The following is a 12,906-nucleotide window of genomic DNA, read 5'->3' as shown; positions in this document are numbered from 1 at the left end:
CGGCGCGGTCCTGGCGACGGCAGGAGGTCGCATCGCGCGGCCGGAGCGTGTGTCCCAGGGGAGACCCGGTGCAGACGACGCTGCTCGGATTAGCCATTGCCTTCATCATTGCGCTCCTCGCCGCGCTGATCGGGCCGTACTTCGTCGACTGGAACCAGTTCCGGCCGCAATTCGAGGCGGAAGCGACCAAGATCCTCGGCATGAAGGTGCGGGTGTCCGGCAGGCTCGATGCGCGGCTGCTGCCGACGCCGACGCTGCGCCTGCGTTCCGTGACACTCGGCGGTGCCAACGACTTCGGCCGGGTGCGCGCGGACCGGCTCGACGTGGAATTCAGCCTCGGCTCGCTGATGCGCGGCGAATGGCGTGCCAATGAACTCACCATCGGCGGCATGGCGCTCGACCTCGGGCTCGATCAGCGCGGCCGAATCGACTGGCCGGCCGCGACTGGAACATTCGATCTGGCGTCGCTGTCGATCGACCGCCTGAATCTGACCGGGCGTGTCGCCTTGCATGATGCCGCGAGCCGCCGCACGCTCGAACTCGACGACATCGCCTTCTCGGGCGACGTCCGCTCGCTTGCCGGTTCCTTGCGCGGCGACGGCAATGTGACCATCAATGGAACCCGCTATCCGTTCCGGGTCGCGTCCGGACAGACCCCCGATGGCGGCGGCGTCCGCCTCCACCTCGGCATCGATTCGACCGACCGGACCCCGGCGACCGATCTCGACGGGCTGCTCAGCTTCGTCGAGCGGGTGCCGCATTTCGACGGCGCGATCGCGCTGAGCGTAGCGGTCGTGCCGGAGGCCAAGGACAATGATGCGCAAAAACCCTGGCGAATCTCGGCCAAGGTCAAAGCCGATCCCGGCGCGGCGCATCTGGAGCAGGTCGAGGCCAGTTATGGCGCAGACGACCGTGCGCTGCGCATCGCAGGCACCGGTGATGTTCGCTTCGGGGCGTCGCCGCAGTTGCGCGCGACATTGTCGGCTCGTCAGCTCGACGCCGATCGGCTGTTCTCCAGGGAGGGCGCCAAGGAAAACAAGGACAGCGCCAACAAGGACGCAACGGACAACTCGAAGGACAGCGCGACGCGCAAGGACGTCGTGGAGCCGCAACGATGGGGGTCCGGTCTGCGGGCGCTGGTGGCCGCGCTGCCGAGCCCTCCGATGGCGACGCAGGTCGAGTTCGGCGCCGAACAGATCATGCTGGGCGGCCGGCCGCTGCAGAACATCACGGCGACCGTTCGGGGCGATGCCGCCGGCTGGAAGCTCGACTGGCTGGATGTTCGCGGGCCCGGAGGGACCCATGTCGCCTTTACAAATTCGCTGATCGCACCTCCCGACAGCCTGCTTTCCGGCACGCTCGACATCGATTCGGCCGATCCCGATGTGCTGGTCTCCTGGCTCCAGGGCCGCGGCGAGGGCGCCGCGCGCAACCAGAAGCCGCTTCGCTTTCGCGGTGACTTCCGTGTCAGCTCCGACCGAATCGCCATCGAAGCCGTGAAGGCCGAGATCGACGGGGGGACGGTCGAGGGACGTCTGGCTCTGTTGCATCCGGCGTCGGCCGGTTCGCGCTTCGAAGCGACGTTGCGGGCGGATCGCCTCGACCTCGATGCTGCCACCGCGTTTGTGCGCGCGCTCGCGGGACCAACGCCGGACTGGCCGGACGAAGCGCAGCTGTCGCTCGATCTCGGCCGCGCCGTCTGGTCCGGCCAGGAGCTGCGGCCGTTCGCGGCCAGGCTCGGCTATACGCCGAAGGCGCTATCGCTGGATCAACTGAAATTCGGCCAGCCGAACGGTGTCGCGATGGAGGCGACCGGGCGCTTCGATCGCGGCGAGGCGACCGGACGCCTCGCGCTTTCGGCAAGCGCGGCCTCGCTCAATCAAGTCAATGCCTGGCTCGCGCCCGTCGCGCCGGCGCTGGTGTCGCGCCTTGAAGCGGTCGGCACCGGCACGGGACCGGCGCGATTGAAGCTGACGCTCGATGCGGGCCGCAGTTCCGACAGCGCCGACCGCACCAATCTGCGCGCGGTCGTGGACCTCGATTCGGCGCAGCTCAAGGGCACCACGACGCTGTCGGCAAAGCCCAGGAGCGCGTCCCTTCGAGGTTTCGATCTCGCCGATATCGGCCGCAATGAGATCAGTCTCGAAACCCATTTGTCGGCGGAGCGCGGCGCAACCTTGTTCACGCTGATGGGCATCGACCACATGATCGCCGGCGGCGATGGCCCCGCGCAACTCGAGGGAACGGCGAGCGGGGCGTGGCACGCGCCGCAGCGGATCAGCGTGAAGATGTGGGGCGCGGGCGTCGACGCTGACATTCAGGGGACCGCGGAGCCGTGGGCGGATCCTGCCAAGGCCAATGTCGGCCTCCGGGTTCGCAGCGTCAATCTGGCCCCGCTGTTCGGACTGAAGACTGCGGAAGCGGCGGCGCAGAATATCAGGCTGTTCTCGCATGTCTCGCTGCTGGGCAACAAATTGACCTTCGAGGACCTCGACAGCATCGCCGCCGGCTCGCGGCTGCGCGGTCATCTCGCCTTGAGCCTCGGCGAAGAGAAACAGGTCGATGGTGAGGTCGGCCTCGACACGCTCGATCTCGCCCCGGTGTTCGGGCTTGCGATCGGGGCCGCCGGCCGCGATGCGGGGGAGCCGCTCGCTGGCGGACTGATGAAGGGCTGGCGTGGCAAGGTCGCCTTCCAGTCGCTGCGCGGCACGCTTCCAGGCGGAATCGAATTGCGCCCAGTCGGCGGCACGCTGACGGGTGACGGCCAATCGCTCGTCCTGGACAACGTCAAGGCCGGCATCGCAGGCGGCGAGATGACCGCCAGTCTCGACGCGCGGCCTGGCGCCAACGGCATCTCGCTCAACGCCCGGCTTGAGCTTGCCAATGCCGATGGCGCCGCGCTGCGCTATCGCGCCCTGAAGATGCCGGCGGGCCGGGTTTCGGGCCAGATGACCCTGACCACCCAGGGCCGCAGCGCGTCGGCCCTGACCGGCGCACTGTCCGCGAGCGGCGTCGTGACACTGAACTCCACCAGCATCGCCGGCCTTGATCCACATGCGTTCGAAACCGCGATCCGCGCCAGCGACGCCGGGCAGGTGACCGATGACAATCGGCTGCGGCAGATCGTCGATCCGGCGCTGTCGGGCGGCAGCCTGTCGGTTGCATCCGCGCAGATCCCGTTCACGATCAGGGATGGCCGGCTTCGCGTTGGCGCGACCACGCTGGAGGCGGAGGGGGCGCGAGTCATCGTGTCAGGTGGTTATGACATTCCCGCCGATCAGGTCGACATTCGCGCGAGCCTCGCATCGACCGAGATCGGCTCGGACAAGAGCCGTCCCGAAATCCAGCTCTTTGCCGTAGGCTCGCCCGATGGGCTGAGCCGCACGCTCGACGTCACCTCGCTCTCGTCCTGGCTTGCTGTGCGAGTCATCGATCGCGAGACGCGACGCCTCGATCAGATCGAGCGCGGCGAAAATCCGGCGCCGCAGCCCATGTCGGCTCCGCCTTCGAACCCGGCATTGCCGCCGCCGGTCACCTCCGCCGTTCCCGGTCCCGTCGTCCAGCCCGAGGCGCCGCTCGGGGACGTGGCCGCGCCGGGCCGGGCGCCTTACCGGCCGCAGCCGAAGCCGAAGGCAGCCGTGCCGCGTGCGCCCGATGTGTCCGCGGCGGCGGGCCCCAATGTCAGCGAGCAGATTGCGCCGCTGCCGCCGCCGATCGAGATCAGGCCGGCGCCAAATCCTCTGCTCGCCAAGCCAAAGCCGCGTCCGCCGATGGTGCTGGTGCCGCAGGCGATCAATCCGTAACGACATTCGCGCCCATGATGACGCTGCGCCAGGTCGAGGTCATTCGTGCCGTGATGGTGACGGGGACGATCGGCGGCGCGGCAAAACTGCTCAACGTCTCGGCGCCCGGCATCAGCCGGCTGGTCAAATACACCGAGCGTTCCCTCGGCATCCGCTTCTTCCAGCGTCAGAACGGGCGCTACTTCCCGACGCCCGAGGCGGAAAACATCTTTGAGCAGATCAACGGCGTCTACAAGAAGGTCGACGATCTCTCCGAGATCATTTCGAAGATCGGCCGTGGCGCCTTGTCGGAATTGCGCGTCGGCTCGGTGCCGAGCATTTCCCAGGTGATGGTGCCGCGCGCGATCGAGCGGGTCAGGCGACGCTACCCGGATCTCGGCATCGACATCAACATCCTTAAGATCGAGGAGGCGATCGACTACCTGATGCTCGGGCGCGGCGAGTGCGTCGCCATGAGCTACCGGCTCAATCATTCAGGCCTCGATTTCATGCCGCTCGCCTCGGGCGAACTGTTCTGCATCGTGCCGCCGGGACACGAACTCGCCGGCCGCAAGCAGGTCACCGCCGCGGAGATGACGCGCTATCCCCTGATCGGCATCGATCCCAACGATCCCTACGGGCGGATCATGGCCGAGATCTTTGCGCGCAACAAACTCACCTACAACATCACGATCCGCGCGCGGTTCGGGACGACCGTGTGCGCCCTGGTCAAAGCCGGTCTCGGCATCGCTGTCATCGATCAGTTCACCCTCGCCCACGGCGGCTATCCCGGCGTCGAACTCCTGCGCATTGCCGAGCCCACCCGCTTCGACACCTATATCGCGGTGAAGCGCGGCGCGCCGCTGTCGCTGCACGTCGAATATTTCATCGAGATGCTGCGATCGGAAATGCGTGCGCTCGAACCAGGCCGGCGCAGCCCGAAGGTCGCTGCCGCGAAGCTCCGAAAAAGGTAACATCATGTTATGTTTGTCGAATAAATGAGTAATTGTGTTAGATCGCGGAAACGCTATCGTTTTCGTCATTCGATCGCGATTGCGCCGCGCGACAATTGACATCACGAGACCAAGACCCAGTGTCCAGACGCCCAGCCATCGACCAGCAGCGCTTCTTGACCGGCTTGATCGGGGCGCCGATCAAGCATTCGGCTTCGCCTGCCATGCACGAGCAAGCGGCCGACGCGCTCGGCGCGCGCTGCCACTACCAGCTCATCGAGGTCGCCGGCGCGGACCGCGTGCAACTGCATAGCCTGCTCGACGGCGTGCGGCGTCTCGGCTTTGCCGGAGTCAATGTCACTTTCCCCTATAAGGAAGCCGTGGTCGATCTGCTCGACGAGCTCTCGCCGCCTGCGGCCGAGATGGGGGCGGTGAATACGGTCGTGGTGCGGGGCCAGAAGCTGGTCGGACACAATACCGACACCACAGGTTTTGAGCGCGCGGCATCCCCGCTGGTGGCAGAGTCCGGACATGGCGCCGTCGCCGTGATCGGGGCGGGCGGCGTCGGCAAGGCGATCGCGTTCGCGCTGGCGCGGCTTGGTGTGTCCGAGGTACGGATTTTCGACGCCGACCGCGCCAAAGCCGCCTCGCTCGCCAGCCTGATGCACGCCTATCGCGGCATCTCGGTCGCCGGCAGCGTGGCCGATGCGCTGCGCGGCGCGGTCGGGCTGGTGAACGGGACGCCGGTCGGAATGCTTCCGAACACCGGCATGCCGGTGCCGGAAGCGCTGCTGCATGATGAACTGTGGGTCGCCGATGCGGTCTATTCGCCGCTTTGGACGCCGCTGCTGCAGGCCGCCAAGGCCAAGGGCGCGCGGATCATGACCGGGCGGGAGCTCGCCATCTATCAGGCCGCCGACGCCTTCGAATTGTTCACAGGGCTAAAACCCTCTTCGAGCGACATGGGACGAGCGTTCGACGCCGTCATGGAAAGACGATCAGCTCCGCGGATGCAGCCTGATACCGCAGTTTGACGCAAGAAAGGCCGTGAAGGCCGATACGACAAGGGAGGAGATGAGAATGAAGCCATTTGGTTTGGCAGCAATACTGTTTGCCGCATTGGCCGCCGGAACCGCGTTCGCGCAATCGTCGGGGCCGATCAAGCTGGCCGATGTCGCCGAGCTTTCCGGCGGCGGCGCCACCGTCGGCAACAACTGGAAGAATGGCATCGACCTAGCGGTCGAGGAAATCAACGCCAAGGGCGGCATTTTGGGCCGCAAGATCGAAGTCACGCACGCCGACTCGCAGTCCAATCCTGGCGTGGCGCGCGCGCAGGTGCAGAAGGCCCTCGACAGCGAGCCCTATGTGCTGCTCGGTCCCGGCTATTCCGGATCGGTGAAGGTGACCGCGCCGCTGGTCGCGGAAGCCGGCATCACGCAGATCATGGGCGGCGAGGCCGCGGAGCTGACCCAGGCCGGCAACAAGTTCCTGTTCCGCACCTCGTTCGGCCAGCAATCCTCGATGCCGAAGGTCGCCAAGTACATCAATGATGAGGTGAAGGCGAAGTCGGTGGCCGTCGTCTGGGTCAACAATGATTTCGGCCGCGGCGGCCGCGACGTCATCACCAAGGAATTCGGCGGCTACGGCATCAAAGTCGCTGCCGACATCTCGACCGAGGCGGGGCAGGCGGATTTCGCGGCCGACGTCTCCAAGATCAAGGCCGCCAATCCCGACGCAGTCTTCATCTATCTGAACGAAGAGGAAAGCGCGCGCATCCTCAAGGAGCTGAAGCGCCAGGGTGTCACGGCGCCGCTGATCGGCGAGACCACGCTCGTCGGGCAGAAGGTGATCGAGCTCGCCGGCGATGCCGCCAACGGCGCGCGCGGCCATGTCGGGCTGACCACCGATGCCCCGGTCGAACTGATCAAGCAGTTCCGCGACAAGTTCTCGAAGAAATACAACTACGTCCCGGACCACAACGGCATCAAGGGGTATCTGGCGATCTACATGATCAAGGCCACGACCGAGAAGATGGGCAAGGTCGATCCCAAGGCCTTCGCCGATACCCTGCATGGCCTGACCATCAAGGCGGCCGATGAGCCCGGCATCCTGATGGACGTGACCTTCGACCAGAACGGCGACATCGACCGCCAGGGCTTTCTGGTCGAAGTGGTGGAAGGCAAGCAGGTGGTGAAGCAGGTGTTGCCGAAGTTGCACTAAAATTTCGCTGCATCGATCCGAGCCGACGGCGACGCGGGAGACATCACGGACATGTCCAATCTGCTCGACCTCCTGGTGGCGGGACTTGCGACGGGCGCGATCTACGCAATCGTGGCGGTCGGGTTCACGCTGCTCTGGCAGACCTCGCAGACCATCAACTTCGCGCAGGGCGAGTTCGTGATGCTGCCGGCTTTTCTGATGCTGGCGGTGATGCATGCCGGGGCGCCGTTCTGGCTCGCGATCATCATCGGCATCTTGCTGTCGATGCTGCTGCTCGGTCTCGGCTTCAAGATGCTGCTGGTCGATCCCATGCTGCGTCACGGCGTGCTGCCGCTCGCGATCGCCACCATGGCGCTCGCGATCGGCATCAAGGAGGCGGTGAAGCAGTTCTTCAGCGCCGAGGCCTCGCCGTTTCCCTCCATCGTGCCGGCCGGCGACCTCTCGATCTTCGGCCGCGTGGTGTCGCTGCAGAGCCTCGGCGTCCTGGTGCTCGCCATTCTTGCCGTGGTCGGCCTCACCGCGCTGCTCAACCGCACCTCGCTCGGTCACCAGATGCAGGCGGTCGCGCAGAATCCGACGGTCGCGCGGATCATCGGCATCCCCGTCGAGCGCATGATCCTGCTGACCTTTCTGATCAACGCGTTCCTGGTGGCGCTGGCCTCGCTCCTGATCACTCCGATCTATCTCGCCAAATTCTCCTCCGGCGAGGTGCTCGGACAGGCGGCCTTCATCGCGGCCATCGTCGGCGGCTTCAACCAGGTGCGCGGCGCCATCGCCGGCGGGCTCCTGATCGGCGTCGTCGATAATCTTGCCGCCGCCTACATCTCGACCCAGTATCGCGCGGCCGTGCCGATGATCCTGCTCGTCGTCGTCATCCTGTTCCGGCCGCAGGGCCTGCTCGGCCGGCCCGAGGAGCGCACGGTATGACGGCGGCCGCAAAATATCTGCGCATCGCGCTCGGCGTCGCGGCCGTCCTCGCGCTGATCCTGGTACCCGCGACCTTCAACCGCTACGGCCTGTACATCCTGAGCCAGTGGGCCGTCATGAGCATCGCCGCGATGGGCCTCAATCTGACGCTCGGCTATGCCGGCCAGGTCTCGCTCGCGCAGGGCGCCTTCGTCGGGATCGGCGCCTATGCCGGCGCGATCCTGACCACGCAGGGCTTTCCGCTGATCGCAGCCACCGCGGTTGCGATCGTGCTGTGCTTCGCGATCGGCTGGCTGCTCGGCTATCCGGCGCTGCGCGTGCAGCATCATTATCTCGCTTTCGTGACGCTGGCGTTCTCGACATTGGCCTTTTTGGTGTTCCGCAACGAAAGCTGGCTGACCGGCGGCATCTACGGCATCTCCAACATCCCGCGCCCGCATGTCTTTGGCATGGCCACCAGCAAGCCGCTGCCGTTCTACTATGTCTGTCTCGGCGCGCTTGCGATCGTTACCGCGGCGGTCTGGTGGCTGATCCGTTCGCCCTGGGGGCGCGCCTTCATGGCGCTGAGGGAAAATCCGGTGCGGGCGCTATCGCTCGGCGTCGACACGCGCCGCTACACGCTGATGGCGTTTGCGATCGGCTCCGCGCTCGGCGGCGTCGCCGGCGCCCTCTACGCGCCGCTGACGCAATATATCGATCCCGTGCCGTTCAACCTGTCGCTCTCGCTCGACCTCCTGATGATGGTGATCGTCGGCGGCTCCGGCTTCTTCTTCGGCCCGTTCCTCGGCACGATGATCGCGGTGCTGCTGCCGGAATGGCTGCGCTTCACGCAGGGCTATTACCTGATGCTCTACGCGATCGCGGTGATCCTGCTGCTGATCTGGTCGCCGAGCGGCATTTTGGGCATCCTCGACCGCTATCTGACGCAGCGTCGCACCAGGGCCGCATCCGCGCTGCGCGCCGTCGCCAAGCCGAAGCTCGAGGTGGCGCAATGAGTGCGGTCCTCGAAGTCAAGGACGTCAAGAAAACCTTTGGCGGCATCACCGCGGTCGACGGCGTCTCCTTCGATGTCCGCGAGGGCGAGATTCTGGGGCTGATCGGTCCGAATGGTTGCGGCAAGTCGACGCTGTTCAACTGCATTCTTGGCCAGCTCACCCCGAGCGCGGGCGAGGTGAAGGTCGACGGACGGCTCGTGACGGGCCTGCGGCCGTCCGACCTCAACCGGCTCGGCGTCTCCAGGACGTTTCAGTTGTTGCAGGTGTTTCCGCGCCTGTCGGTGCGGGAAAACCTGATCCTCGCGGGACAGGAGCACCAGGGCTCGATGCTCGGCCGACTTTTCGGTCCCTCCGATGCAGGACTCACAAAGGCCGCCAATGAGATGATTGGCTTCTTCAAGCTTGACCATCTCGCACCCGAGCCGGCGGGCGGGCTGTCCTATGGTCAGCAGAAACTGCTCGACGCCGCGATGGCCTTCATGGGCGGGCCGCGTCTCGTGCTGCTCGACGAGCCGGCCGGCGGTGTCAATCCGACGATGCTCGGGGATCTGAAGGATCGCCTGATCGCGATGAACCGCGAGAAGGGCGCGACCTTCGTCGTGATCGAGCACAACATGGAATTCGTGATGTCGCTGTGCTCGCGCGTCATGGTGATGGCGGAGGGCAAGGTGCTCGCACTCGGCCAGCCCGACGAGATCCGCGCCAATCCGGCCGTCGTTGAAGCCTATCTCGGACATTGAGGGGCAGCCATGAGCGATCCGATCCTCGACGTGCAAAATCTGGTCGGCGGCTATGGCAAGATGACGATCCTGAACGGCACCACATTCTCCGTGCCGGCAGGTTCGATCACCACCATCATCGGGCCGAACGGGGCCGGCAAATCCACCGTGTTCAAGGCGATTTTCGGCCTGCTGAAGCTGCGTGAAGGCAAGATCGTCTTCAACGGCCGGGATGTCACGGGCCTCAGCCAGCGCGCGCTGCTTGCGGCCGGCATCTGCTACGTGCCGCAGGGCCGCAACATCTTTGCCGAGCTGTCGGTCCGCCACAACGTCGAGCTCGGCGGCGTCGCCGCGGCTGGCGATATCGATCTGCCGGTGCGGATCGAGGCGGCGCTCGACAAGTTTCCGGCGCTGCGCCGGAAAGCCGGCCAGCAGGCCTCGACGCTGTCGGGCGGTGAGCAGAAGCAGCTCGAGATCGCCCGCGGGCTGCTGCTCAATCCGTCACTGGTCCTCATCGACGAACCCTCGATCGGGCTGTCGCCCTTGCTGGTGCAGCAGACCTTTGCGATTCTCAAAGAGCTGCGCGACGCCGGCGTTTCCATTCTGCTGATCGAACAGAATGCGCGCTCGGCGCTGGAAATCTCCGATTTCGGCATCGTGCTCGAACTCGGCCAGACCCGTCTCGTCGACAAGGCGGAAAGAATTCTGAACGACCCGCGGATCGGCGAATTGTTCTTGGGTGGCGCCATGCAGGGGAGCGCAGCATGACCGCGAAATTGCGGATCGGCGTTGCCGGCGCCGGCCTGATCGGTCGGCGGCATCTCGAATTGATTGCTGCGTCCCGCGATTGCGTGCTGGCGGGAATCGCCGATCCATCGCCAGCGGCGAAAGCGCTGGCCGAGGCGAACGATGCGCCGTGTTATGTTGATCACCGCGCCCTGCTGCAACACGAGAGACCCGACGGCCTGATCGTTGCCTCGCCCAATGCGCTGCACCTGTCGATGGCGCTCGACTGCTTGGCGGAGGGCACGCCGGCGCTGATCGAGAAGCCGGTCACCGAGACCGTCGCTTCAGCGCAGCGACTTTGCGCGGCAATCAGGCGAAGCGGCGTGCCGATGCTGGTCGGCCATCACCGGCGGCACAATCCTGTCATCAAGGCAGCGCGAGAGTTCGTGATGGGCGGAAAGCTCGGCCAGCTCACGGCGGTAGTCGGGCTGTGGCTTCTCAAGAAACCTGACGACTATTTTGAAGTGACTTGGCGGCGCGAGCGGGGCGGCGGTCCACTATTGATCAATCTGATCCACGACATCGACAATCTGCGCTTCATCTGCGGAGAGATCGCCGAGGTGCAGGCGCTGACCTCGAGCAAGGTGCGCGGCTTCGCAGTGGAAGACACCGCGGCCCTGCTGCTCAGGTTTGCGAACGGGGCGCTGGGCACGGTAACGGTCTCCGACGCGACGCCTTCGCCCTGGAGCTGGGAGCTGTCGTCGGGTGAGAATCCCGCTTATCCCAAGCAGGATCAGCCCTGCTATGTATTCGCGGGTACGGCAGGCTCGCTGGCGGTGCCTGCCATGGAGCTGTGGTCCTATCCGGTGCAAGCGGGATGGCACGCGCCCCTGTCACGTAGTCAGATCAAGTCCGCCTCGATTGATCCGCTTGCCGAGCAGCTCCGACACTTCCTGGCCGTGATCGAGAAACGCGAAGCGCCGCTCGTTTCTGTCGAAGATGCGATGGGGACGCTCGCCGTCGTCGAGGCGGTCAGCGAGGCGGCGCGTCGGGGATCGCGGTTTTCTCCCGGCGAAATGATGGAGCAGGCGGCATGAGCACGCGGTCGATCGCCACGGTTTCGCTATCGGGCGCGCTCGACGAAAAGCTGCGGGCGATTGCGGCGGCCGGCTTCGATGCGGTGGAGATCTTTGAGAACGACCTGCTGTCGTTCGGCGGCAGTCCGCGCGAGGTCAAGGAGCTGTGCCGCGAGCTCGGCCTCGCGACCTGCGCATTCCAGCCGTTCAGGGATTTCGAGGGTATGCCCGAGCCGCAGCGCGGTCGCGGTTTTGCGCGCGCGGAACGCAAGTTCGACCTGATGCAGGAGCTCGATACCGATCTGCTGCTGATCTGCAGCAATGTGTCGCCCGCTGCGCTCGGCGGCATCGACCGCGCCGCCGATGATTTTCGGCAACTCGGCGAGCTTGCCGCGAAGCGCGGCCTGCGCGTCGGTTTCGAGGCGCTGGCTTGGGGCCGTCATGTCAACGACTATCGCGATGCCTGGGAGATCGTGCGTCGGGCCGACCACAAGGCGATCGGCGTCATTCTGGACAGTTTCCATGCGCTGGCGCCGAAATTTCCGACCACGGCCATCCGCGCCATCCCGGCGGACAAGATCTTTCTGGTCCAGCTCGCCGACGCACCGAAAATCGATCTCGACGTGCTCTCCTGGAGCCGGCATTTTCGCTGCTTTCCGGGGCAGGGCGACCTGCCGGTTTCGGACTTCATGGAGTCTGTTGCGGCCACCGGCTATGCCGGGCCGCTGTCGCTCGAAATCTTCAACGACCAGTTCCGTGCCGGTTCGGCGGCGCGCACCGCGATGGATGGCATGCGTTCGCTGATCCTGTTGCAGGACCAGCTCGCGGCGAAATTTCCGGCCGCCAGGGGGCATCGCCTGGTGCCGCGTGCGCCGAGCCGCGGTGTCGGTTTTCTGGAGTTCGCCGTCAACGAAAGCAAGGCTGCCGCGCTCGCCGACCTGTTCGGCCAGCTCGGCTTCCGCAAGTCCGGCCAGCATCGCAGCAAGGCCGTGGAGCGGTGGTCGCAAGGGCAGATCGAGCTCGTCATCAACTCCGATCCGGACGGCTTTGCGCACTCGCATTACATCACCCACGGACCCGGCGTTTGCGCCATTGCGCTGGATGTCGATGACGCGGCGAGCGCAGCCTCGCGCGCCCAGGCGCTCAAGGCGCGCTCGTTCTATCAGCCGGTCGGGCCGGGTGAACTGGAGATCCCGGCGATCCATGGCGTCGGCGGCAGCCTGCTGTATTTTCTCGATACGGCGGGAAAGAACTGGGACCTCGACTTCGAGGCGACCGGCGTCGCGACGCACGGTCATCTGCTGGCCGTCGATCACATCTCGCAATCGATGCCCTATGACGAGATGTTGTCCTGGCTGTTGTTCTATTGCGGGATCTTCGATCTCAATCGCTTGCCGCAGCAGGAAATCGCCGATCCGCGCGGGCTGGTGCAGAGCCAGGCCATCATCAATACGCAGAAGAGCCTGCGCTTCGTGCTCAACGGCTCGGCTTCGCCGCGCACCCTGTCG

Annotated in this window: 10 protein-coding genes; all 10 read left to right on the top strand. The window is 65.6% G+C overall.

What is annotated here, in order from left to right:
• The first annotated feature begins 68 nt into the window (after positions 1 to 68).
• The gene (locus JOZ76_RS28830) at positions 69 to 3,803 is read left to right on the top strand and encodes an AsmA family protein (RefSeq protein WP_291704497.1); all 3,735 of its coding nucleotides are present in this window, start codon (positions 69 to 71) and stop codon (positions 3,801 to 3,803) included.
• Between the two features lie 14 nt (positions 3,804 to 3,817).
• Positions 3,818 to 4,756: a LysR family transcriptional regulator gene (locus JOZ76_RS28825; RefSeq protein WP_291704495.1), complete on the top strand. Its 939-nt coding sequence runs from the start codon at positions 3,818 to 3,820 to the stop codon at positions 4,754 to 4,756.
• Positions 4,757 to 4,875: 119 nt separating this feature from the next.
• Entirely contained in the window at positions 4,876 to 5,769 is an 894-nt protein-coding gene (locus tag JOZ76_RS28820; protein ID WP_291704493.1) for a shikimate dehydrogenase, read from the top strand.
• Between the two features lie 46 nt (positions 5,770 to 5,815).
• Positions 5,816 to 6,955: an ABC transporter substrate-binding protein gene (locus tag JOZ76_RS28815; RefSeq protein ID WP_291704491.1), complete on the top strand. Its 1,140-nt coding sequence runs from the start codon at positions 5,816 to 5,818 to the stop codon at positions 6,953 to 6,955.
• Positions 6,956 to 7,006: 51 nt separating this feature from the next.
• A complete protein-coding gene (locus JOZ76_RS28810) occupies positions 7,007 to 7,882 on the top strand; it encodes a branched-chain amino acid ABC transporter permease (RefSeq protein ID WP_291704488.1) in 876 nt (291 codons plus the stop codon).
• On the top strand, positions 7,879 to 8,877 hold the full coding sequence (locus tag JOZ76_RS28805; RefSeq protein ID WP_291704486.1) for a branched-chain amino acid ABC transporter permease: 999 nt from the start codon (positions 7,879 to 7,881) through the stop codon (positions 8,875 to 8,877). Before JOZ76_RS28810 ends, JOZ76_RS28805 begins: the two co-directional genes overlap by 4 nt.
• On the top strand, positions 8,874 to 9,617 hold the full coding sequence (locus JOZ76_RS28800) for an ABC transporter ATP-binding protein (RefSeq protein WP_291704484.1): 744 nt from the start codon (positions 8,874 to 8,876) through the stop codon (positions 9,615 to 9,617). The genes JOZ76_RS28805 and JOZ76_RS28800 overlap by 4 nt, the downstream gene beginning before the upstream one ends.
• 9 nt (positions 9,618 to 9,626) lie before the next feature.
• On the top strand, positions 9,627 to 10,364 hold the full coding sequence (locus JOZ76_RS28795) for an ABC transporter ATP-binding protein (RefSeq protein ID WP_291704482.1): 738 nt from the start codon (positions 9,627 to 9,629) through the stop codon (positions 10,362 to 10,364).
• Entirely contained in the window at positions 10,361 to 11,419 is a 1,059-nt protein-coding gene (locus JOZ76_RS28790) for a Gfo/Idh/MocA family protein (RefSeq protein ID WP_291704480.1), read from the top strand. Before JOZ76_RS28795 ends, JOZ76_RS28790 begins: the two co-directional genes overlap by 4 nt.
• Positions 11,416 to 12,906 (top strand): sugar phosphate isomerase/epimerase and 4-hydroxyphenylpyruvate domain-containing protein (locus tag JOZ76_RS28785; RefSeq protein ID WP_291704478.1); only part of this gene is annotated, 1,491 nt, incomplete at its 3' end. The genes JOZ76_RS28790 and JOZ76_RS28785, both read left to right, overlap by 4 nt.

Origin of the sequence: Bradyrhizobium sp. (genome assembly GCF_019244115.1) — a bacterium.
Classification (GTDB): domain Bacteria; phylum Pseudomonadota; class Alphaproteobacteria; order Rhizobiales; family Xanthobacteraceae; genus Bradyrhizobium.
This window is presented reverse-complemented; position numbering and strand designations above follow the sequence as displayed.

What these genes read in the sequence shown, in the direction of transcription:
- JOZ76_RS28825 (WP_291704495.1), top strand. Translation starts at nt 3,818, where the DNA reads ATGATGACGCTGCGCCAGGTCGAGGTCATTCGTGCCGTGATGGTGACG.
- JOZ76_RS28815 (WP_291704491.1), top strand. Translation starts at nt 5,816, where the DNA reads ATGAAGCCATTTGGTTTGGCAGCAATACTGTTTGCCGCATTGGCCGCC.
- JOZ76_RS28810 (WP_291704488.1), top strand. Translation starts at nt 7,007, where the DNA reads ATGTCCAATCTGCTCGACCTCCTGGTGGCGGGACTTGCGACGGGCGCG.
- JOZ76_RS28805 (WP_291704486.1), top strand. Translation starts at nt 7,879, where the DNA reads ATGACGGCGGCCGCAAAATATCTGCGCATCGCGCTCGGCGTCGCGGCC.
- JOZ76_RS28800 (WP_291704484.1), top strand. Translation starts at nt 8,874, where the DNA reads ATGAGTGCGGTCCTCGAAGTCAAGGACGTCAAGAAAACCTTTGGCGGC.
- JOZ76_RS28795 (WP_291704482.1), top strand. Translation starts at nt 9,627, where the DNA reads ATGAGCGATCCGATCCTCGACGTGCAAAATCTGGTCGGCGGCTATGGC.
- JOZ76_RS28790 (WP_291704480.1), top strand. Translation starts at nt 10,361, where the DNA reads ATGACCGCGAAATTGCGGATCGGCGTTGCCGGCGCCGGCCTGATCGGT.